The 20365-nt window shown below is 60.5% G+C and carries 19 protein-coding genes; 9 read left to right on the forward strand and 10 right to left on the reverse strand.

Annotation, left to right across the window (positions count from 1 at the left end; genetic code table 11):
- Positions 1-212 precede the first annotated feature (212 nt).
- Positions 213-1484, reverse strand: a complete 1272-nt coding sequence (gene serS / locus Q0X23_RS12910) for a serine--tRNA ligase (protein ID WP_297860671.1) — start codon at positions 1482-1484, stop codon at positions 213-215.
- Between the two features lie 77 nt (positions 1485-1561).
- Positions 1562-1849 (reverse strand): Asp-tRNA(Asn)/Glu-tRNA(Gln) amidotransferase subunit GatC, encoded by a 288-nt coding sequence (gatC, locus tag Q0X23_RS12915; RefSeq protein ID WP_297860672.1) that lies wholly within the window; start codon positions 1847-1849, stop codon positions 1562-1564.
- Positions 1850-1922: 73 nt separating this feature from the next.
- On the opposite strand from gatC, the gene Q0X23_RS12920 reads away from it, so the two are divergent.
- Positions 1923-3347 carry a pyridoxal-dependent decarboxylase gene (locus tag Q0X23_RS12920; protein WP_297860673.1) on the forward strand — a complete coding sequence of 475 codons (1425 nt, stop codon included), beginning with the start codon at positions 1923-1925 and terminating at the stop codon, positions 3345-3347.
- Positions 3337-4023: a tRNA (5-methylaminomethyl-2-thiouridine)(34)-methyltransferase MnmD gene (gene mnmD, locus Q0X23_RS12925; RefSeq protein WP_297860674.1), complete on the forward strand. Its 687-nt coding sequence runs from the start codon at positions 3337-3339 to the stop codon at positions 4021-4023. The genes Q0X23_RS12920 and mnmD overlap by 11 nt, the downstream gene beginning before the upstream one ends.
- 5 nt (positions 4024-4028) lie before the next feature.
- Here mnmD and Q0X23_RS12930 read toward each other — a convergent pair whose 3' ends face one another.
- From Q0X23_RS12930 to Q0X23_RS12955, 6 genes are read right to left on the reverse strand one after another with little or no spacing between them, the layout of a single operon-like run.
- Positions 4029-5606: a cation:proton antiporter family protein gene (locus tag Q0X23_RS12930; protein WP_297860675.1), complete on the reverse strand. Its 1578-nt coding sequence runs from the start codon at positions 5604-5606 to the stop codon at positions 4029-4031.
- A gap of 4 nt (positions 5607-5610) precedes the next feature.
- Entirely contained in the window at positions 5611-6150 is a 540-nt protein-coding gene (locus Q0X23_RS12935) for an amino acid ABC transporter permease (protein WP_297860676.1), read from the reverse strand.
- A gap of 47 nt (positions 6151-6197) precedes the next feature.
- Positions 6198-7511: a tRNA uridine-5-carboxymethylaminomethyl(34) synthesis GTPase MnmE gene (mnmE, locus tag Q0X23_RS12940; protein WP_297860677.1), complete on the reverse strand. Its 1314-nt coding sequence runs from the start codon at positions 7509-7511 to the stop codon at positions 6198-6200.
- Between the two features lie 6 nt (positions 7512-7517).
- Positions 7518-8177 (reverse strand): nucleotidyltransferase domain-containing protein, encoded by a 660-nt coding sequence (locus Q0X23_RS12945; protein WP_297860678.1) that lies wholly within the window; start codon positions 8175-8177, stop codon positions 7518-7520.
- Positions 8177-10498 (reverse strand): DEAD/DEAH box helicase, encoded by a 2322-nt coding sequence (locus Q0X23_RS12950; RefSeq protein ID WP_297860679.1) that lies wholly within the window; start codon positions 10496-10498, stop codon positions 8177-8179. The genes Q0X23_RS12945 and Q0X23_RS12950 overlap by 1 nt, the downstream gene beginning before the upstream one ends.
- A gap of 20 nt (positions 10499-10518) precedes the next feature.
- Positions 10519-11790, reverse strand: coding sequence for an MFS transporter (locus Q0X23_RS12955; RefSeq protein ID WP_297860680.1), 1272 nt, complete (start codon positions 11788-11790; stop codon positions 10519-10521).
- A 256-nt stretch (positions 11791-12046) separates the two neighbouring features.
- Between Q0X23_RS12955 and Q0X23_RS12960 the strand changes: the two genes are divergently transcribed.
- The 5 genes from Q0X23_RS12960 (at position 12047) to Q0X23_RS12980 (ending at position 15859) form a co-directional block, all read left to right on the forward strand.
- Positions 12047-12553, forward strand: a complete 507-nt coding sequence (locus Q0X23_RS12960) for a TlpA disulfide reductase family protein (RefSeq protein WP_297860681.1) — start codon at positions 12047-12049, stop codon at positions 12551-12553.
- Positions 12554-12631: 78 nt separating this feature from the next.
- The gene (locus tag Q0X23_RS12965) at positions 12632-13294 is read left to right on the forward strand and encodes a DUF2461 domain-containing protein (RefSeq protein WP_297860682.1); all 663 of its coding nucleotides are present in this window, start codon (positions 12632-12634) and stop codon (positions 13292-13294) included.
- 2 nt (positions 13295-13296) lie between these two features.
- The gene (locus Q0X23_RS12970) at positions 13297-13719 is read left to right on the forward strand and encodes a M67 family metallopeptidase (protein WP_297860683.1); all 423 of its coding nucleotides are present in this window, start codon (positions 13297-13299) and stop codon (positions 13717-13719) included.
- Between the two features lie 136 nt (positions 13720-13855).
- Complete coding sequence (locus tag Q0X23_RS12975) at positions 13856-14656, forward strand: molybdopterin-synthase adenylyltransferase MoeB (protein WP_297860684.1); 801 nt, start codon at positions 13856-13858, stop codon at positions 14654-14656.
- Positions 14657-14728: 72 nt separating this feature from the next.
- Entirely contained in the window at positions 14729-15859 is a 1131-nt protein-coding gene (locus Q0X23_RS12980) for a citrate synthase/methylcitrate synthase (protein ID WP_297861222.1), read from the forward strand.
- On the opposite strand, the gene Q0X23_RS12985 is transcribed toward Q0X23_RS12980, so the two are convergent.
- Complete coding sequence (locus Q0X23_RS12985) at positions 15856-16680, reverse strand: serine/threonine-protein kinase (protein WP_297861223.1); 825 nt, start codon at positions 16678-16680, stop codon at positions 15856-15858. The two genes, Q0X23_RS12980 and Q0X23_RS12985, sit on opposite strands and share 4 nt — an antisense overlap.
- 188 nt (positions 16681-16868) lie before the next feature.
- On the opposite strand from Q0X23_RS12985, the gene Q0X23_RS12990 reads away from it, so the two are divergent.
- Together Q0X23_RS12990 and lepB are read left to right on the forward strand one after the other, a co-directional pair.
- Entirely contained in the window at positions 16869-17618 is a 750-nt protein-coding gene (locus Q0X23_RS12990; RefSeq protein ID WP_297860685.1) for a patatin-like phospholipase family protein, read from the forward strand.
- A gap of 121 nt (positions 17619-17739) precedes the next feature.
- The gene (gene lepB / locus Q0X23_RS12995; protein WP_297860686.1) at positions 17740-18522 is read left to right on the forward strand and encodes a signal peptidase I; all 783 of its coding nucleotides are present in this window, start codon (positions 17740-17742) and stop codon (positions 18520-18522) included.
- Positions 18523-19302: 780 nt separating this feature from the next.
- Here lepB and Q0X23_RS13000 read toward each other — a convergent pair.
- Complete coding sequence (locus Q0X23_RS13000; protein WP_297860687.1) at positions 19303-20334, reverse strand: transposase; 1032 nt, start codon at positions 20332-20334, stop codon at positions 19303-19305.
- Positions 20335-20365: the final 31 nt, after the last annotated feature.

Consider the following 20365-nt stretch of genomic DNA (forward strand, 5'->3'; position numbering starts at 1 on the left):
AGTTCAAAAACCAAAAACCCATAGGTTGTCTTTTTGAATCCTAGAGCACACCCCTCCCGAACGGTTGGCGAAGAAAGCGTCTCCCTTCCAAAGGGGCTTACGCCCTCCGCTACGCGGATAACTTCCAAGGGGCGGTATCGCCCTCCGCTACGCGGATAACTTCGGCCCTGTTAGTTCGGCGCCGGATGGCGGCGAACTAACCGAATCTGGTATCAGAGGGTAGGCTCGAGCCTCTCCTTACCAAAATAGGGCTGCACGGCTTTCGGCACGTTAACGGTGCCGTCCTCGTTCTGGTGGTTTTCCAGAAGCATCACCAAGATGCGGGGGGTGGCCAGGGCGGTGTTGTTGAGGGTGTAGGCATAGCGCACCTTGCCGTTTTCGTCGCGGTAGCGAAGGTTGGCCCGCCGGGCCTGCCAGTCCAGGAGGGCCGAGCAGGAGTGGGTCTCGCGGTAGCGGTTTTCGCTGGGAACCCAGGTTTCCAGGTCTACCTGTTGGTACTTGCCCAGGCCCATATCGCCCGTGGATACCTCCAGTACCCGGTAAGGCAGCTCGAGGGCTTGCAGGATGCCCTCCGAGATGGAAAGCATGGTGTCGAACCACTTCTTCGACTCTTCCAGGTCGGCCTTACAGAGCACATACTGCTCTACCTTGTTGAACTGGTGCACGCGCATCAGGCCGCGCACATCCTTGCCTGCCGAGCCGGCCTCACTGCGAAAACAGGGGGAAAGGGCGCAGTAAGTTTTGGGTAACTCGCTCTCGGGCAGAATCTCTCCGGCGTGCAGGTAGTTGAGCAGCACCTCGGCCGTGCCAGCCAGGAAGGCATCCTCGCCATCTACCGAGTACACCTGGTCGCGGGCAGTGGGGAACTGCCCGTGCCCATACAGCACCTCTTCTTTGGTCAGGCTGGGCACGCTCATGGGGGTGAAGCCGGCCTGGATCATCCGGTCGAGGGCAAAACGCAGCAGGGCTTGCTCGTAGACCATCAGATCACCCCTCAGGATGTATGAGCGAGAGCCCGAGACCTTGGCGGCCCGTTCAAAATCGCCCCAGCCGTTTTTCTCGATGAGCGTTACATGGTCGAGGGGCTCGAACAGGAAGATGCGGGGGTTGCCGTGGACGCGGGTCTCCACATTAAACGAGTCGTCAGGGCCAACCGGCGCACCCTCCCAGGGAATGGTAGGTGTTAGATAGAGCAGGTTCTTCAGCTTGGCCTCGAGGTCACGTAGCTGGGGCTCGAGAAGGGCGAGCTGCCGCCCAATCTCCTTGCCCTTTTCAATCATGGCCGCGCGCTCCTCGGGCCGGGCCTTGCTGGCGGCTTTGGCGTTGGCGTTGCGCTCGGCCTGGAGAGCCTCGGTTTTTCGTTTGAGCTCCTGCACCTGTGCGTCCAGGGCCAGCAACTCGTCGAGGTCGAGGGTAACGGCTTTCTTTTCGATGGCCTTGCGGACGATTTCGGGGTTTTCACGGATGAATTTGATGTCTAGCATATCGGCGCTCGGGGTCGAGGGCTGGGGCCAGGGCTCGAGGTTTGGAACTCTTGATTCCAGACCCCAGGTGCTCGAGGTTATTCAATGACCCTTGGTACTTTGAACTGGCCTTCTTCCTGTTCGATGGCTACCGACAGGGCTTCCGATTGGCTCAAGGAAGGCCGGATTTCATCAGCCCGCAAGCGGTTGGTAATTTCTACCGGGCGGGCCATTTCGGGTAGGTTTTCGGTATCCAGCTCGCCCAGCTTTTCAAAAAAAACCACAATCGAACGAAGCTCACCCTCGAGCTTCGCCTCTTCTTCCCGGGTGAGCGCCAGCCGTGAAAGCTTGCCCAGATTTTTGACCAGTTCAGGCGTAATCTCCATGGATGCCATTCTAACCCTGGTTGGCCTCTGAACTCCCCATGCTGCAAGTCCTGGGCTTTGGTAGGCTATTTTCATGTCGCCGGAAGAGTTTAAGCGTTTGGGCTACCAACTGATTGACTTCATTGCCGAATACCGTGCCAGCCTCGAGGCCCAGCCGGTGATGGCGCAGGTCCAGCCGGGGGCCATCAAAGCCTTGTTTTCTTCGGCTCCCCCTCAACAAGCACAGGGGTTGGAAGGGGTGCAGGAAGACCTGAAAGCGCTTTTCCCCGGCCTGACCCACTGGCAAAGCCCCAATTTCTTCGCCTGGTTTCCATCGAACGCGCCGCTCTCCTCGGTGCTGGCTGATCTTGTGGCCACCGGGCTGGGTCAGACCGGCATCACCTGGCAGGCCAGCCCGGCCCTGACCGAGGTAGAAGAGGTAATGACCGACTGGTTGCGCCAGATGCTGGGCCTGCCGGTGCAGTTTCAGGGGGTTATTCAAGACACTGCCTCCACCGGTACGCTGGTGGCCCTGCTCACTGCGCGCGAATGGGCCACAGGCCAGTCCCAGGATCGGGGTGGGCTCCAGGCCGAGGCCCGTCCCCTCACGGTGTATGTGTCCGACCAGGCCCACAGCTCGGTGCCCAAAGCCGCACTGCTGGCCGGTTTTGGCCGCGAAAACCTGCGCCTGATCGAAACCGACGAGGCCCACGCCATGCGGCTGGATGCGCTCGAGGCCGCCCTCAAGCGCGACCTGGTCGAAGGGCGCAAGCCCTGCGCGGTGGTGGCTGCCGTGGGCACCACGGCCACCACGGCCATTGACCCGGTGCGAAAAATTGCCGAGCTATGCCAAGAACACGGCATCTGGCTACATGTGGACGCGGCCATGGCCGGTTCGGCCATGATTTTGCCGGAGTGCCGGTGGATGTGGGACGGTATCGAGCAAGCCGACTCCATCGTCTTCAATCCCCACAAGTGGCTGGGGGTGGCCATGGACTGCTCGCTCTACTACGTGCGCGAGCCCGAACACCTGATCCGGGCCATGTCCACCAACCCTTCCTACCTCCACTCGGCTGCCGATGGGCAGGTCAAGAACTACAAAGACTGGGGCATCCCGCTGGGCCGTCGCTTTCGAGCGCTTAAGATCTGGTTCACGCTGCGCGAGCTGGGCGTGGAAGGCTTGCAGACGCGACTGCGACGCGACCTGGCCAACGCGAAGTGGCTCGAGGCCCAGGTCAAGCAGACCCCCGGCTGGGAGCTGCTGGCGCCGGTGCCTTTGCAAACGGTGTGTGTACGCTACAACCCCGGGGGCCTGAGCCCGGAGCAACTCGACCGGCACACCCAGGACTGGGTAGCCCGTATCAACCGCACGGGCCGGGCTTTCTTGACCGCAGCCCTGCTCAAAGGACGCTGGATGGTGCGGGTCTCTATTGGCGCGGAGGCCACCGAACGCCCACATGTGGAAGCGCTGTGGGCCCGCATGCAACAAGAAGCCCAGAGGGTGGAAATTGGCACCTGAGCGTTCCGACATTTACCAGCGGCTACAGACAGAGGACGGCTCACCCACACTGGTGCATCCGGTATTCGGCGAGGCCTATAGCTCCCGGCATGGGGCCTGGATGCAGGCCAATGAGCTCTACCTGAAGCTCACCCAGACCCATCGGCACCCATCCCCCAGGGTGCTGGAGGTAGGCTTTGGGCTGGGGGTTAATTTCCGGGCGACCCTGGAAAACTGCCTGCGACGCGGGGTGTTTTTTGAATACCTCAGCTACGAGGGCTATCCGGTCTCGAGGATGATACTGGCGTCGGTTGGGGTTCCGCTTTCGCCTGCTGCCGAGCAGGTATGGATGGATTTGCTGGCTATTTGGCCTGCCCATCCGCGGGCCCCTTTACGGCTGGAGGGTTTTTGGGGCAGGCTCGAGGTGCGCTTTGAAGATGTTGTCGCGGCCACCATGCCTTCTGGCTGGGCCACAGCCCTTTACTTTGACCCCTTTAGCCCGCAAGTGAACCCCGAGCCCTGGCAACCCGGTGTGCTGCAAAAGCTGTTCAGGGCGGCTGGTGCGGGTGCACGGCTGGCCACCTACTCGGTGGCGGGCCGCTTTCGCCGCAACCTGGCCGCGGCAGGGTTTGCCGTCAGCAGGGTGCCAGGTGTAGGTAAGAAGGCCTGGACGCTGGCCGAACACGCAGGTGAGTAGGGGTTTCAATCGGGCCCGGTCTCGGCGAGCTGGGGGTTTTCGGGTTCCTCTACCAGGTTGAGGCCCAGGGCACGCTCAGCCAGACGCTCTCCGGCCTCGGCGAAGGGATGCGAGATGAGCGTGGCGCCTGCTTCCGCCAGGAGGGGGTCTTCCTCGCGGTGATAGCTGGTGGCAGCGATGAGGCCCGTAAAACCCCGCTGTTTGAGGCCGCGGGCCGCCCGCAGCTTGGCCTCGAGGTCGGGCAGGGTGAGCAGCACCCCGCGCAAGCCGGTGAGATCGAGGCGCTCCCAGAGCTCAGGGTCTTCAGCATCGGCGTAGCGCACCTGTCGTTTTTTGGCCCGGTGAAACTCGAGCTTGCCCTCGTCGGCGTCGAGGCCCAGTACGCGGTAGCCCTGACCGGCCAGCATCTTGTAGGCAGCGCCTCCGGTGCGGCCCATGCCCACCACCAGCCATTCGGCCCCGCCTATGCTGGTCGGCTCGTCGTCGGTGTGGCGCCCTTTGCGCTCGAAGCGCAGCAGGTAGGGCTCGAGCTGCTGGTAGAGGTTGTGCACCGAGCGGTTGAGGGGGGCGGCCAGCGCCAGCGAGACCGCTACTACCAGGCTGACCAGCTGCCCATACGCGGCCGGTACAAGGTTGCCCTCCACCGCGGCCAGGCTTGTAATCAGGGCAAACTCGCTGTAGCTCAAGAGCGAAACACTGGTTACAAAAGCCGTGCGGGCCCGCAGGCCAAAAGCGATAAAGAGTGCAAAGAAGAGTACACCCTTGAGGGGCAGCAAGGCCAGCAACCCCAGAGCCAGTCCCAGGCCATCGCCATTTGGCAGGCCCATCATACCTATTTGCAAAAAGAAGCCCACCAGAAAGGCTTCTTTGAGCCCCCACAGCGTGCGCGAGAGCTCGGAAACCTGGGGGTGTCCGGCCAGCGCGGCGCCCATGAGCAAAGCTCCCAGCTCGGGCGAGACCCCCAGGGTTCGGGCCAGGCTGGCCCCGCCCAGGGCCAGCCCCAGGCCATAAAGCAACAAAAGCTCGTCGTGGCCGCTTTTCTCGAGGATGCGCCCCACCACAGGCCGCAGCATCGGCAGGCCCAGCAGCAGCAAGGCCCAGGGGGTGGGATTCTTGACCCCGGCATAGGCCATCAGGCCAATGGCTACCAGGTCTTGCAAAATCAGAATTCCGACTGCAAGCCTACCGTGAAAGGTGGATAGTTCACGCCGGTCATCCAGAAGCTTGACGGCCAGCACGGTGCTCGAAAAGGCTAGGCCAATCCCCAGGTACAAAGCCGCCTGGGTGCTGAGCCCGGCCCAGAACACCACTGCTCCCAGCAGCAAAGCAAACAAGATCAGGTGCAGCCCCCCCACCCCCAGGACTTCGGGGCGCAACAGGCTGCTAAAGCGCAGTTTTAGCCCAACCGTAAACAGCAGGAGCAAGACGCCAATATCGGCCAGGTTCTCCAGCAGGTTGTTGGGCTGTTGCTGCAGGCCCCACAACACAAAGCCAGCCGCCAGATACCCCACCAAAGGCGGCCAGCCGAATCGATTGGCCAGCCAGCCCAGCCCGTATGCCATGCCTACCCAGAGCCACTCCATGTCTTCATATTAGAGGCCACTGAGGCTTTCTCGAGCCCTTCCGGGCAGCCATCACACCAAAAGGTGGCGTGCCCAGGCGGCGTGCGAGCCGTGGCATAACCACCAGGTCGGGGTTGTGCAGCCAGGCGGCATCCAGCAGGGCCTGGGCGAGCTGGCCGGCATTGCGGTAGCGCCGGAGCGGCACTTTTAGGGCCTCGCGTTCCTTACCAATCAAAACAAGCTGCAGTCCGCCGGCCAGAATGTCACGCAGCCCGTCTGCCGCCTCCAGCCCCTCCAGGGGGTATTCCTGCCAGCGCCCAAAGCTTTGCAGGCGCAAGCAACGGGGGGTGACCTCGAGGCCCGAGAGCCAGCCCTCGTCCACCCCCAGGAATACCATGTAAACCCCCAACAGCCCAAACAAAATGACCGACCAGCGCGGTTCGACGCCTTGAAACCAGGCTGCGAAACACAAGGTTGTCAGGGCCAGGCCCATTACCATCAGCCCCACAGCCACGATATAAGTCTGGGTGCTGCGTTTTGAAACGATCCCGCGAAGCTCCGCCATGGCGGCAAGTCTACGGGGGTGCGGGGGCGGCGCACAAGGGCAGGTCGCTATTTCCCCACGCAAAAGTTGCGAAAGACCCGGTCAATCACTTCTTCTGAAACGTCCTTGCCCAGAATTTCTGCGAGTGCATCCAGGGCCATTTCAATCGAGACCCCGGCTAGGTCTTCGGGGGCCACTAGGGCCTCCAATGCGTGGGTTTTCGCGCGGCGCAGGGCCTCCACGTGGCGCTCGTTGCTGATCCATATTTCGCCTTCGGGGGCCTCCCCCAGCAGCCGGTGATGGATTTGCTGGCGCAAGGCCTCCAGGCCCAGGCCGGTCTGGCTCGAGACCCTCAGAAACGAATGCTCCGTCCAGGCGGGCGGCAGGTCGGCTTTGGTAGCAACCATCAGGGTACGTGCCCAGGGCAACGGGGGCGGGGTAGGGCGGGGCTGGCTCTGGTCGGCCAGGTAGAGCACCAGGTCGGCCTCCTGAGCAATCTGCAAGGCCCGCTCCACCCCGCTTTTCTCGATGAGGTCCTCGGTCTCGCGAACGCCGGCGGTGTCTACGGCCACGATGGGCACCCCGGCTATTTCCAGGGGGGCTTCCAGGTAGTCGCGGGTGGTTCCGGGAATAGGGGTTACGATGGCCCGCTCGTAGCCCAGCAACGCATTGAGCAGGCTGGACTTGCCGGCATTGGGGGCGCCGACCAGGGCGATGCGGGCGCCCTTCTGGGCGATGCGTCCGGCGGGGGCGGTGGCCAGCAGGTGCTCCATCTCGAGCAAAACGGGCTTTAGGGTCTCTTGAATCCGGGCCGGCTCGACCCCTTCCTCGGGGTAGTCCAGCCAGGCCTGGATGTGGGCCAGCAGGGTAAAGAGTTCCTCGGAGATGTGGGCAATCTTCTGCGAAAGCCCCGCACTCAAGCCCCGCAGGGCCTGCCGTCGGGCGGCGTCCGACTCGGCCTCTACCAGGCTCAGCACCGACTCGGCCTGGGCCAGGTCCATTTTGCCGCTGAGGTAAGCCCTTAGGGTGAACTCGCCGGGCTGGGCGGGGCGGGCCCCTTGCTCAAAGAGCGCCTGCAAAACCCGGCGCAGTACTGCCGGGGAGCCGTGGGTATGCAGCTCGGCGCTGTCCTGGCCGGTGTAGGAGTGGGGTTTGCGAAAAACCAGCAAGAGTGCCTCGTCCAGAATTTCCTGGGTCTTCGGATCGGAGATTTTGCCGTAGGTGAACCGTCCCCCCGCGAGCTGGCAGGGGTTCTTGCCCTGCCAGAGCCTCGAGACCAGCTCCAGGCTACCCTCGCCCGAGACCCGCACGATCCCTACCGCCCCTTTGCCCGGGGGGGTGGCGATGGCGGCAATTACGTCTTTGAGTGAAGGCAGGCCCACAGGGATTTAGTTTATGCGTGGCAGAATCCAGTCAATGAGCACCAGGGCAGTTTTGCTGCGGGTGAGGGGGTCGCTGGCAAAGAGTCCGGTCATTAGCTCGAAGTGGGGGAGGGGGGCCTCGAGCTGGGTGATGTGCGCCAGAACCGCCCCAGCGGGGGGCAGGGGCTTGTGGTTAGCCGCCCACAGGCCCTCCAGGATTTTCCAGCCCTGGATGCTGGCCAGGTAGCCCATTTTGAGCTGGGCTTGCTCGCTCAGGGCAGTCTGGAGCTTGCGCCGGGCATTTTCCAGCCAGTAGGCCAGGGCTTTGCGTTCAGCCTCGGGCATCTCGTGGGCCTCGAAAAGCTGCTGGGCCTCCGCCCGCAGCTCGGCCAGCTTGCCTTCGGGGTCGAAGAGGATTTTGCCATCCAGGTGGCTGTAGAGCTCCATGGCGTGGCGGCGCATCTTGTCGCGGGCTTGCACCAGGTTGCGAAAATGCATCTCCACCAGGTAACCCTGCTGCTCCTCGCTGCGGAACCGGCGCTCGTTAACTCCGCTCAGAAGCACCCAGAAGTCGAAGTCGGAGCCTGGGGTGGCGTCGCCCCGGGCGCGCGAGCCCGTGAGCAGAATCCCCATCACCTTGGGGTCGGACTTGAGCAGCTCTAAAATCTGGGCAATTACGTGGTCCATCAGTTGGGCTTTCCAGTCTGATATCGAGTACAAAGTGCTTCGGCCAGCAAATGGGCGGCTTGTTTGTCCAGAAACTGGTTGCCGTTGCCGCACTTGGGAGACAGGATGCAACGCGGACAGCCCGCTTCGCAAGGGCAGCGCTGGAGCAGGTCTCGCGCCGCCATGATCCAGCGGGGGAACTGCCGCGCAGCCGCTCGAGCATACCCTACCCCGCCGGGGTAGCCGTCGTAGATGAAGATGGTCGGGCCGCTACCGGAGGCCAGGGGCCGGGGATAAAAAGGGTACGAAACCCCCCCAATGTCCTGTCGCTCGGCCAGCACAAAGAGGGGCAGGAGGCCAATCAGGGTGTGCTCGAGGGCGTGGATTGCCGAGGGCACCAGGGCTTCGGTCAGAAAAGTTTGGTCGGGCCAGCGCGCTTCGATGGGATCCGTGCTATCCAGGGTGGGCAGTACCGCCAGCCCCGCGCAGGGGTGAAACCAGACTGCCTCGGTCTGGAAGGTGAGTTCGGGCATCAGGAGGGCCACTTCTTCCAGAACCGTCTCGCTCACAAAGCGCTTTTTAACATAGCCTGTGACCCGCTCCCGCAGCACCACCGGCCCCACCCAGATACCGTTCAGGATTTCCTCTCCCTGCAGCACCTCGATTTCGGTCTCGGCCCGGGGCTGGGTGTAGTAGTCCTCGAGGCCCGGCAGCAGCACGATCTCGCGCTGCTGGGGGTCAAGGTTGCGTACCAGATAACTCTCGCCCTGGTGCAAATACACCGCCCCTGGATGGGCCTCCCAGTAGGCCTGCCGCTCGTCCAGGGTGCCCAAAAGCGTACCGGTGTTGTCGCGCAGGCTATAGCTCCGACCGAACCCCCGCAGCACCAGGGCCTGGTGGGGTTGGCGCAGCGGGGTGTAAAGCCGCTTGTATCGCTCGACCAGGGGTGGCTGGATATTTTGCCAGGGCTTATAAAAGGGGTCGAGGAGCGGGGTATCGGGGCTGGAAGCGGTCTGTACGTCAGGTAGGGCAATGGGCAGCTCTCTTGCAGCGCAGTGGGCGTGCAGGGGGAAAAGCACGGGGTTCTCGGGGTCGGCCATGGCCGACTCGGGGGCGCTGGACAGGAGCAGTTCGGGATGTTCCTCGAAAAAGGCATCCATGGGGTCTTCCCGCGGAATCCACAGCACCAGCGAGCGCCGCCCGGCCCGCCCGGCCCGCCCGGCCCGCTGCCAGAATGAACTAACCGAGCCCGGATAACCCAGCAGAATGACCGCGTCTAGCCCGCCAATATCTACCCCCAGCTCGAGCGCACTGGTGCTCACCAGCACCCGAACCTCGCCCTCCTGCAAGGCCTGCTCCAGTTTTCTGCGCTCTTTTGCTGTATAGCCCGCGCGGTAGGGCCGCACCCGCTCGTCGGCGGCATACCGCGCGACCAGCTCGGCGGTGCGGCGGGCGTTGGTGAAAATCAGGGTTCGCAGGCCCTGTTCGGCGGCGTGGCGGGCCAGCAGGGCCGCCTCGAGGTTGGGGCTGCGGCGGTGTTTGCCTTCCTTATCGAGGGCCTTGGGTACCCAGACCGCAAACTCCCGCTCGGCCCTCGAGGGGTTGGCCGTCAGCAGGGAAAACTGCAAACCGGTCAGGCTCTGGGCGTGCTCGGCGGGGTTGGCAATGGTGGCGCTGGCTGCGATCACCTGGGGGGTGGCCCCATAGTGCCAGGCCAGCCGTAGCAATCGTTGCAAGATTAGGGCAGTATGGGTGCCGAACACCCCTCGGTAAGCGTGCAGCTCATCCAGTACCAGGTAGCGCAGTTTGGATAGGAACTCCGCCCAGTCGGCGTGGCGGGGCAACAAGCCAAAGTGCAACATGTCCGGGTTGGTCAGCAAAGCGCGGCCTTGTTGCCGGGCTTTTTGCCGCTGGGCCTCGGGAGTGTCGCCATCGTAGGTGTAGATGTGCTCTTCGATTTCGAGCACCCGGCCCATCTGCCGCAGCCGGCCGAGCTGGTCGTGGGCCAGGGCCTTGGTGGGGTAGAGCAATAACGAAGTTCCGCCCTCGAGGGCGGCTTTGAGCACCGGCACCTGGAAGACCAGGCTTTTGCCCGAGGCCGTGGAGGTAGCCAGGACAAGGTGCTGTCCCTGCGCCATTTGATCGAAGGCTTCGGCCTGAAAGCTGAAGGGCTGCAACCCCAGGGCCATCAGAACGCCCGAGAAAAGTCCGTTGTAGGTTGTTTTTTGTGGCGGTCGTGCGGGCAGCTCCCGCACAAAGGCCAGTTGGCCGGCATACCCTTCAAGGTCGCGCAGCCATTCGGCATAGGTCTGGTAGGGGCGTAGTTCTTTGGGTAAAGCCATGGGCAGTGTCGAGGCGTTGTTTAGCGGTAGTCTCCGGGTTTTGGCTCCTGCACCCGCAAAACTTGATAAAGCGGAACCAGTACCAGCAGGGCGCCCACAAAGCCCAGTGTACGCAGGTCGAACCCTTCTACCACAAGCCCCCCCAGGATGGGCAGGCTCATGCCTGCCGCGTTCGACCAGAGCTCGAGCACCCCAATGGCCTGGCCCCGGCGGGTAGCGGGGGTGACATCGGCCAGCATGGTGTTGGCGCTCAGAAAGGCACCCGACCAGCCCAGCCCCACCAGAAAGGTGCCGGCGGTAATCACCCAGTAACCCTGCCCCATACCCACCAGCAAAGCCCCCAGCCCGGCCACCGCCAGCCCGGCCAGAATAACCGGCTTGCGGCCCAAACGGTCGGCCAGCCGGCCTATCGGCCAGGAGAAGGCAAACATGCCCATTACGTGCAGCGCCACCGAAAAGGATATTTGCGACAGGCTACAGTCGAGGGCCTTGAGGGCCAGGGCGGTCATGGCCATCATCATGACCATCTGGCCCTGAACGGTTACCGCCGAAAGGATGGCTGCAACCCGGACGCGGGCCAGGTCGGCTTTCTCTATGTTTTCGAAAGCCTGGGGGTTGCCGCTGAGTGCGCTGGCCGGGTAGTAACGTCCGAGCTCGAGGGCCATCTGCTTGGGGTCGGGCCGAATGCTTCTGACCAGCCAAAAGCCTGGTAGTATCAGAAGCGGCACCAAGAGCCAGGCCAGGGCAATTTGGTTCAAACCCAAAGCCAGGCCCAGCCGCTCGGCCACAAAGACCAGCACAGGGGAGGCAAACGCGCCCAAGAGCGAGCCCATCGCCACCAGGCTAAGCCCTTCAGCCCTTCGGCTGGAGGGGTACATATCGGCGGCCGCCACGCGCATCTGCTGCACGGCCCCCACCCCACTGCCAAAGACCAGCGCCCCTACACAAAAAAGAGCAAGCGAACCCCATAGGGTTGCGGTGCCAATCAGCAAGGCCCCCACCATAGCCAGCCACAACCCCAGGTATAGCCCGGCTTTTCTGCCGCGTCGGTCGGTCATTTCTCCCACGAAATAGGACGTCATGACCCGGGCCAGACCCATCAGGCTGGTCGCCAGACCGGCAAAAGTGGCATTGCCCAATAACATCACTACTTGAATGGCTCCGAAGGTGGGTACAAGCTGCATCCCGGCCCCGTTGATGGCCTGGGTAATGGCCAGCAGCCAGGTATTTTTCTTGACTTGGGTTGGAATCGGAACTTCTGAGGGGGCATGGGTATGGGGCCGGGCGGACACAAAGGCAGTATAAGCCGGTTTTCTATTTGTGTACGCCCGCTTCGGAGGCTCGGAACTGGAGTGCAAAGTAAGCCTCTCCCAACGGGGGAGGCCAGGTGGAGGCTTCATACCCAGCCAGGTCGCCCACCTGCGAGCATTTTTTGCAACACCAACCGTCTAAAGCGCTCCTGGTTGAGGTTTGCGAGGGTTCCACACACCGAACTTGTTCGGAGTCTGTGAACATTTGTCGCAGGCCAACCCTGCTAGACTTAAAAGGATGCAAGCTTCTGCTAGACGACTCTCCCCAGCATGGCAAATAGGTTTTGTGGTGCTGATCGTGGTTGGTTTGATTCTGCTGGCCCTGCTTTCAACACCGCCCCAAAGAGCCGGCGATTTGCCCCAGACCCAGTTGGTGCGCCTGGATGGTCGCAGCGAACTGCTGCAAAGCGGCAAGCCCACCGTGGTAACGGTCTGGGCTACCTGGTGCACTTACTGCCAGCGGCAGTTGCCCGAGTTCGAGCAGATGGCCCGCCAACGTTCGGATGTGCGGTTTGCTTTTGTAAACGATGGGGAGCCGGCCCAGCTGGTGCGCCAGTTTCACGATACCCGTGGTTTTTCTAGCGCTGTTGTCTACCAGGATGCTCTGCGCACGTTCTCGAGCGCCCTGCGGGTCAACGGCTACCCCTCCAATTTTTTCTATAACTCCAGGGGTAAGCTGGTAGGCGAAGTGCGCGGTTACATGAGCCCAGAGCAACTTCAGGCAGCCCTGGCGCAACTAAACTAGATTCCAGAGGGTAATGGCGGCTTCTCGCCTGCACTGAAATAACGCCATCGTGTGGGGTATATTCGGGAGGGTGCCATCGTGACCCCGTACTTTTCGCCGGAGCTGTTTCAGTTTTTGATAGAACTTCGCTTCAACAACCACCGAACCTGGTTTCAGTCCAATAAAAGGCGCTACGAACAGCACGTGCGCGCGCCCTTTCTACGCTTTATCGAAGATTTTTCCCCGCGCCTGCACCGCATCAGCCCCGATTATCTGGCCGGCTCCCGCAGCCTCTTTAGAATCAACCGCGACACCCGCTTTAGTATGAACAAAGCCCCCTATAAGACGCATGCCGCTGCGCAGTTTCGCCACCGGCTGGGTCAGGATGTCCACCTGCCCGGGTTTTACATTCACCTCGAGCCCGATAACTGCTTTTTGGGAGCCGGCATATGGATGCCCGAGCCGGAAAACCTGAGGCGCATCCGGGCTGCCATCGCCCGGCAGGATGCCCGCTGGCTGCGCCTGCGCAAGAAGCTCGAGCTAGACGGAGAAGGCAAGCTCGTTCGCCCGCCCAAGGGCTACAGCGCCGATCATCCGCTAATCGAAGACCTCAAGCAGAGGAGTTTTACCGTTTCCTACAGCCTGGATGAAAACGAAGTGCTTTCCGTTCGGTTCCCTGAAACGGTAGAAAAGGCTTTTCGTAAGCTGCTGCCGCTCAACCGGTTTTTGAGCGAGGTGTTGCTGCTGGGGGCAGGGGCGTAACCATGTTGCGGATTCCGCAGGACTGCCTCGAGCAAACCCTGGGCCACCTCCAGGCTGTGTTGCCGCTCGAAGGGGTGGGGCTGTGGGTAGGCAAGCGAGGCCAGGTGAGGCAGGTCTGGCCGTTGGAAAATGTTCATCCCATGCCCCAAAAACGCTACCAGGCCGATCCGCAGGCCCTGACCATGTTGCTTTTACGCATCGAGCGGGAAGGCCTCGAGCTCGTAGCCATCTACCACTCACACCCTGTGGGCCCGGCCCGGCCCAGCGAAACCGACCGCTCACAAGCCTTTTGGCGCGTTCCCTACGTGATATTTGACATGCAGACGGGTGAGGTGCGGGCCTACAGACTGCCCGAAGGTGACGAGGTGGTCATTCAGCTCGAGGGGTCAACACGTAATACCGGATTCAAAAAGATAGTCATTTAAACCAAAAAACCAGAGGCTATCTTTTTGAATCCTAGAGCGCTCCCTTCGGTCGGGTTAGTTCGCCGCCATTCGGCGCCGAACTAACCGAATCTGGTATAAGGTATGAGCAGGGCTGTTTAAGCTGTTCGAGGATGCCATGTGGACCAAAGAAGAACTGGATCGCTACGCCCGGCACATTGTGCTTCCGGGGGTGGGAGGGGCCGGTCAGGCCAGACTGAAGCAAAGCGCGGTACTGGTGGTGGGGGCTGGAGGCCTGGGTTCGCCGGTCCTGATGTATCTGGCAGCCGCCGGGGTGGGCCGCCTGGGGATTGTAGAAATGGATGCCGTGGACCTTTCCAACCTCCAGCGGCAGGTTTTGTTTGATAGTGAGGCCCTTGGGCAGCCTAAAGCTGAGATGGCCAAAGTTCGCTTGAACAAGCTCAATCCCCACGTACGCGTGGATACCTACGCCCATAAACTTGATTCACAAAACACACTTTCCATTCTGGAGTCCTACGACCTGATCATCGATTGCACCGATAACCTTCCGACCCGCTACCTGGTGAACGATGCGTGTGTATTGCTTGATAAGCCACTGGTGTACGGCGCAATACACCAGTTCGAAGGGCAGCTTTCGGTCTTTCACCACCAGGGCGGGCCCTGTTACCGTTGTTTGTTCCCTCAACCGCCCAAACCCGGCACGGTTCCGAGCTGCGCTGAAGCGGGGGTTTTTGGGGTTCTGCCGGGGGTAATTGGTAGCCTGATGGCCGCCGAAGCGCTCAAGATTCTGCTGGGGCAGGGCGAAACCCTCTCGGGCAAGCTACTGCTCTATGATGGGTTGCAGGCGCACTTTCGAACGATCCGGTTTCCTCGGCGCACCGACTGCCCGGCTTGTGGTGACTACCCGAGTGTAACTACACTGCAAGATTATGAGCTGTTCTGCGGTATTTCGGTGTAGGAACACGATACAATACACAGGCTGAAGCCGACATCCGTCGGAAAAGTTAGAGGAGAAACCATGAGTGCAACCGTGACGATTGCCAGAGGTCTGGAAGACGTAATTTTCACCGAAAGCAGCCTGTGTTTCATCGATGGAGACCAGGGCCGTTTGTACTATGTTGGCTACAAAATTCAAGACCTCGCCGAGTACGCTACCTTCGAGGAAGTGACCTACCTACTTTTGCACGGTCAGCTGCCCAACAGAGCCGAGCTAAAGGCTTTCAGCACCAAGCTGGCCTCCCTGCGGGCGCTACCAGCCTCGATCATCAAACAGATCAAGCAGTTCCCCCGCAGCGCCCACCCTATGTCCATGCTCCGCACGGCCGTGAGCGAACTCGGCATGGTAGACCCCACCGAGGGTGATGTCTCGCCCGAGGCGTTGTACGAGAAATCGCTCTCGCTGATTGCCAAGTTTGCCACCATTGTGGCCGCTACCAAGCGCCACCGTGAAGGACAAAAAATTCTTGCCCCTCGCAAAGGCCTGTCCCATGCTGCCAATTTCCTCTACATGTCGAATGGCAAAGTTCCCAGTAAAGAGGAAACCAAGCTGATGGACGTAGCCCTCATCTTGCAGGCCGAACATGGCTTTAACGCTTCTACCTTCACCGCTATTGCTGCTTATTCGACCCAGGCTGACATCTACAGCTCGATTGTGGCGGCGGTGGGTGCGCTCAAAGGACCCCGCCATGGCGGCGCCAACGAAGCCGTGATGAAGATGATTGCCGAGATCGGTTCCCCCGAGAAGGTCTCGGGTTGGCTGGCTGAACTGCAGGCTAAAAAAGGTCGCGTGATGGGCATGGGCCATCGTGTCTACAAATCCTACGACCCCAGGGCCGGTGTGCTCGACAAGTACGCGGGCGAGGTTGCCGCCAAGCACGGGCATAGCAAGGAATATGCCATCCTGAAGGAGCTCGAGCGTCAAGCCGGCGCCATTTACAACCCCAAAGGTATCTACCCCAACGTGGATTTCTACTCGGGGGTGGTGTACTCCGACCTGGGCTATCCCCTCGAGTTCTTCACACCCATCTTTGCGGTGGCCCGTATCTCGGGCTGGTGTGCCCACATCCTCGAGTACACCCGGATTGACAACCGCCTGCTGCGCCCCGACTCCCACTACACCGGAAAACTCGACCTGCCGTACAAGCCCCTGTCCAAACGCTAGGTTCGTGCCGAGCGAGAGAGGCCCATGGCCTCAAAATCACGCAGGGCTTCTGTGGCGTTGGCATAGCGTTTGTGCAAGTCCTTGGCGATGAGCCGGTCTAAGTAGGCCTGAAGCTCTGCGCTAACGGATAAACCGGTATCAGGAGCGGCGACCAGTGGTGGAGGCGGCTGGTTGAGGTGTGCGCCCATCACCTCAACCGGCTCTCCCACAAACGGTAGCTCGCCCGCAACAGCCCAGTAAAGCAAAATGCCCGCCGAGTAGATGTCCGAAGCAGGCGTAGGTGACTGGCCGCGGATTTGCTCTGGGGCTATGTAGGCCAGCGTTCCAAGCCGCACCTTCTGGCTAAAACGCTCGCTTTGGGGGCCGGAGAGGTCGAAATCTACCAGACGGGCCTCCCCGGTGCCATCCACAACGAGATTATCCGGCTTTACGTCGCGGTGAACGAGATTCTGGCTATGCATGTGAGCAAGGGCCTCGAGAAGGTGCTTGAAAACCTCCAAAACCTTTCCAGGGTTGTCCTTGCGCCATTCAGAAAAACGGCTGCCCGGAGCAAAAGCCAGCAAAACCGCAGGATTCTCGCTACCGTCGTGCGGCACGCTAAAGCGCGCGAGCACCGGGTTGATGTGTGGATGCTTGAGCTGACTCCCTACCTTCCACTCGCGGTCGGCCCGCCCTTCAAAACCTTTAGGGAACACCTTGAGTGCATAGGGTGTACCGTGTATGTCGAAGGCTAAATACACTGTTGCCAGGGCCCCTCGGGCAATGGGTCGGATGACCTTGTAGCGGCCCTCAATGGTAATTCCGGCTAGCCCCACATTCATCACTATACCGATTTTTTGACCTGCGCTTGGGGCATTTCTCATCTGCTCTACCATGCTCCCCGATTAGCCTGTCCAAACCGGCAGCGAGGTGCTGTGCCGGCAGAACCAAGGGCTGCCGACCGGCGCCGAACTAACCGAATCTGGTATTAGAATTGCCGCGGTGCTGTGAAGCCCAAGGAGGTTGCTGCGTGCGCGGTCTGGTGTTGTCGGGTGGGGGGGCCAGGGGGCTAGCCCACATCGGGGTACTGGAAGTACTCGAGGCCCAGGGGTTCGAGGCCGAGGTGGTGGCTGGAACCAGCATGGGCGCGGTGGTGGGGGCCTTGTACGCTTCCGGCAAAAAACCGGCCGAGATCCTCGAGATTTCCCGTTCAACCCCCTGGCTGCGCCTGCTGGATTTGGTCCCAAGGCCTGGGCTCATCTCCCAGCGCGGCCTGCGTGACTTTTTGGCCAGGTACCTTCCAGCCCGATTCGAGCAGCTCTCCAAAAAGTTGGTGGTAACGGCGGTGGACCTCGAGGCGGGCAAGCTGGCCTATTTCTCGGAGGGAGACCTGCCGGGCGCGATACTGGCCTCTGCGGCTTATCCAGGGCTAGTAGCGCCGGTGGTGTATGAAGGCCGAACCTATGTGGATGGGGGTGTGCTGGACAACCTGCCGGTGGATGCTGCTCGGTTCATGCGGGCCAAGTATGTGCTGGCCGTAGACGTTACCCCCGAAATGCGACTGCGGGGGGTTCCTCGATCTTCTATCGGGCAAATACGACGGGCCATAGACATCATGCAAAACCACCTAACCGCCGCCAGGCGTTCGCTCTACCCTCCCGAACTCTACATACGCCCCGAGCTTCCAGGGGTTGGAATCGAGCAGTTTGGTCGGCTAGAGGAAATAGTCGAGGCGGGCCGCAGGGCGGCCTCGCAAGCCCAGCACAAGTTTTTGGGTTGATTTGCCTGGCTCATGTGCTCATGCAGGGTATGCGCAATAATCCGGAGGGCTGCTCGGCAGGACGCCGGTGTGCGTTATGCTATGGGCCGGGCTTTAGCCAAGACGAAGGGGACTTTATACGATGCGTAACTTTTTGGACTATCTCTTCAAGGAATGGTTTCGCCAGGTGGGCGAGGCGCTTTTACTGGCGTTCCTGGTCACCACGTTTGTCTTCACCACCGTGGGCGTGGTGGGCAGCTCCATGAACCCCACCCTGCTCAATGGTGAGCGGGTGTTTGTGCCCAAATATGAGACCTGGTTGGTGCGCTTTGGCCTGATGCAGTGGCAACGGGGCGAGGTGGCCATTGTCAAGCCACCCGAGGGCACGCCCAACGCGGTGGCCCAATTTCCTGTCCTGGGCTTCCAGTTTCGCGCTTTTTTTATCAAGCGCATTGTTGGGCTGCCGGGTGACGAGGTAAGCCTGCGAGAAGGCGTGGTTTACGTCAATGGAAAGCCCCTCAACGAAATCCACATAACGGCTTCGCTTACACCTTACCCCGATAGCTACCCGGTGGTTTGTTATGACAATGAGAAACTCACCGCCCTCATTACCCAGCAGCAGGTGCGCTTTGCCCCAGATCAGCTTCCCGAATACCTTAAACCTACCCTGGAAATGCTCGCCCCACCCAGTGCCGAGGATTTGCAACTGAGCCGAAGTGGGGAGCACTGTTTTACCAGTGCACTGAAGCTCAAACCTGGCTATTACTTTGTGATGGGCGACAATCGAACCTTTGGTGGTTCAGAGGACTCGCGCACCTTTGGGCCGGTTCCCACCGCCTCAATTGCGGGCCGGGCCAGTGCGGTCTGGTGGCCTCTAAACCGCATTCGGGCCTTGCCAATTCCGGAAGGCTTCAAGGGGCTCTAAATCATCCGCGAATCTGTTTGAGCGCTCTTCACATATTTAGAGCCAGCCGGCTTTGAGTAAAGATTTATCCTGGACAGAACCCTGGCCTGGGAACTCGAAAACATTGGTCTGAGCTCAGGCGCATTCGCGTTTTTGTGGGCGGCAAGGTCTGTGAAGGTTACGATATTGCGACCCGCGCTGGTTTTGCTGCCAATCCCAGCGAAAAATGAGTCTGGCGCAGCTTGCAGCACCTGGTAATTGTTGGGTTCTTTTCGAAAACCACTCTAGTGCACAGGCAATACCAGATTCGGTTAGTTCGGCGCCGGATGGCGGCGAACTAACAGGGCCGAAGTTATCCGCGTAGCGGAGGGCGATACCGCATCTTGGAAGGGAGACGCTTTCTTCGCCGATCGTTCGGGAGGGGTGTGCTCTAGGATTCAAAAAGATAACCTCTGGGGGATCTTTAGTTTGGATGATTATCTTTTTGAATCCGGTACAACTTGATTTACGGCACGTTTTGAAGCACGTTGATTGCCCATAATTGCGATGTTTGGCTAATTTGGGAGTCACTGATGTGCATACTGAATTCTTGCTTACCAGACCGTGTAGGATATTGAGTTGCACCAGACACACTCCGTCAGGGGAACTGTTGTAATGGTTGCTTACATATGGCAGTTCCCGAAGGGTCGATGGTTGGGCCATCGCTAAGGGGACATACGGTAACCACGCAGCCATGCCGGGTAGCGAATGCCTTCGTTGCATGCTGCGCTTGTAGCAACTAGCAAACTACAAGCAAATGACTCATCTAAAGAATTCGGTTGAGTAACGAAGTGGTGTGATGATGGGTAAAAACCAACATTTTGGCGAGGATTGGTTTGAAAACCGTTGCCAAGCAGAGAGGGAATGTTGTATTGGACGGTGACGAGTACGGTAAAGGGCAATCTGCAGCCAGTCCTTAGCTCTAGGAATAGACCGGATGTTTCTACGTTTTTGCCGTCGCCACAGCCTGCCATTCCCCACTTCGGCGGTGTTGTTGGTTTTGGGGAGCCGGGGTTCAAGCCAGTAACTTCTGACCTGATTCCAAGCCCGCATGAGCGGTTCCAGACAGCCCTTCCAGCGGGGCAGCAGCACTTGCCAGAAATAGGCTTCCGCCTCCCCCAAGGTCTTCATCTCCAACAGCACTTGCAGTTCCAGCTGCAGCCGATTCCTTTGATCTCGGGGGGTCTTGCCCAGGATATCCCTGCTCAGGTGGAACCAGCACCTGACCTGTTGCACTTTAGACCCCAGCCAGTGCAAAGCCTCGGCGATCTCGGGCGCCCCATCGGAAACCACATAATCAAGCAACCCATCGCTGAGCAAATCCCGTACCCGTTCAAACCCCCGCTCCTCGGCCAGATCAGCCGATACAGGACAGCCGCTCTGGGCTTCCCAGACCCCATAACCCTGGCCCCGGCTATCCCGTCCATACACCCAGTCATCCACACAAACCGTGCGGATAAGCCCTTTGATCTGTGCGTTCTCTGCTTTGAGCAAGGTCTGTCCCCGGTCACCACCGCTTTGGGCCCAATCCAGTCGGGTGGCCAGCACAATCGGATAACCCAGCAAGGCAGCGATATCCGCTTTAACCGCCTCGGTAACCCGATAGCTGTCAAGGATGGCAAATAAACCCTGCACCAGGCGGCTATACCAGCGATAACGTTGGCATTCTGGGGTATATTCCACCCTTATCTGCCGTTTGCACCCAGCACAGCGCAGGCGTTTGAGTCGGGTTTCTTCTATGCCATTCAGGGTTCGCAGCTTCCGCTTGCGATAGCCGCCACACTCGACTTTCACACTTCCGCAGTTCCGGCAAGCTACACTGTCT

This window comes from Meiothermus sp., from assembly GCF_026004115.1.
In the GTDB taxonomy this organism is placed as follows: Bacteria; Deinococcota; Deinococci; order Deinococcales; family Thermaceae; genus Meiothermus.

Bases quoted from the DNA above. Each gene is read 5' to 3' on its own strand.
- serS (WP_297860671.1), bottom strand. From the start codon at position 1,484: ATGCTAGACATCAAATTCATCCGTGAAAACCCCGAAATCGTCCGCAAG.
- Q0X23_RS12975 (WP_297860684.1), top strand. From the start codon at position 13,856: ATGTGGACCAAAGAAGAACTGGATCGCTACGCCCGGCACATTGTGCTT.
- Q0X23_RS12985 (WP_297861223.1), bottom strand. From the start codon at position 16,680: ATGAATGTGGGGCTAGCCGGAATTACCATTGAGGGCCGCTACAAGGTC.
- lepB (WP_297860686.1), top strand. From the start codon at position 17,740: ATGCGTAACTTTTTGGACTATCTCTTCAAGGAATGGTTTCGCCAGGTG.
- Q0X23_RS12970 (WP_297860683.1), top strand. From the start codon at position 13,297: ATGTTGCGGATTCCGCAGGACTGCCTCGAGCAAACCCTGGGCCACCTC.
- Q0X23_RS12920 (WP_297860673.1), top strand. From the start codon at position 1,923: ATGTCGCCGGAAGAGTTTAAGCGTTTGGGCTACCAACTGATTGACTTC.
- Q0X23_RS12945 (WP_297860678.1), bottom strand. From the start codon at position 8,177: ATGGACCACGTAATTGCCCAGATTTTAGAGCTGCTCAAGTCCGACCCC.
- Q0X23_RS12960 (WP_297860681.1), top strand. From the start codon at position 12,047: ATGCAAGCTTCTGCTAGACGACTCTCCCCAGCATGGCAAATAGGTTTT.
- Q0X23_RS12935 (WP_297860676.1), bottom strand. From the start codon at position 6,150: ATGGCGGAGCTTCGCGGGATCGTTTCAAAACGCAGCACCCAGACTTAT.
- Q0X23_RS12930 (WP_297860675.1), bottom strand. From the start codon at position 5,606: ATGGAGTGGCTCTGGGTAGGCATGGCATACGGGCTGGGCTGGCTGGCC.
- gatC (WP_297860672.1), bottom strand. From the start codon at position 1,849: ATGGAGATTACGCCTGAACTGGTCAAAAATCTGGGCAAGCTTTCACGG.
- Q0X23_RS12950 (WP_297860679.1), bottom strand. From the start codon at position 10,498: ATGGCTTTACCCAAAGAACTACGCCCCTACCAGACCTATGCCGAATGG.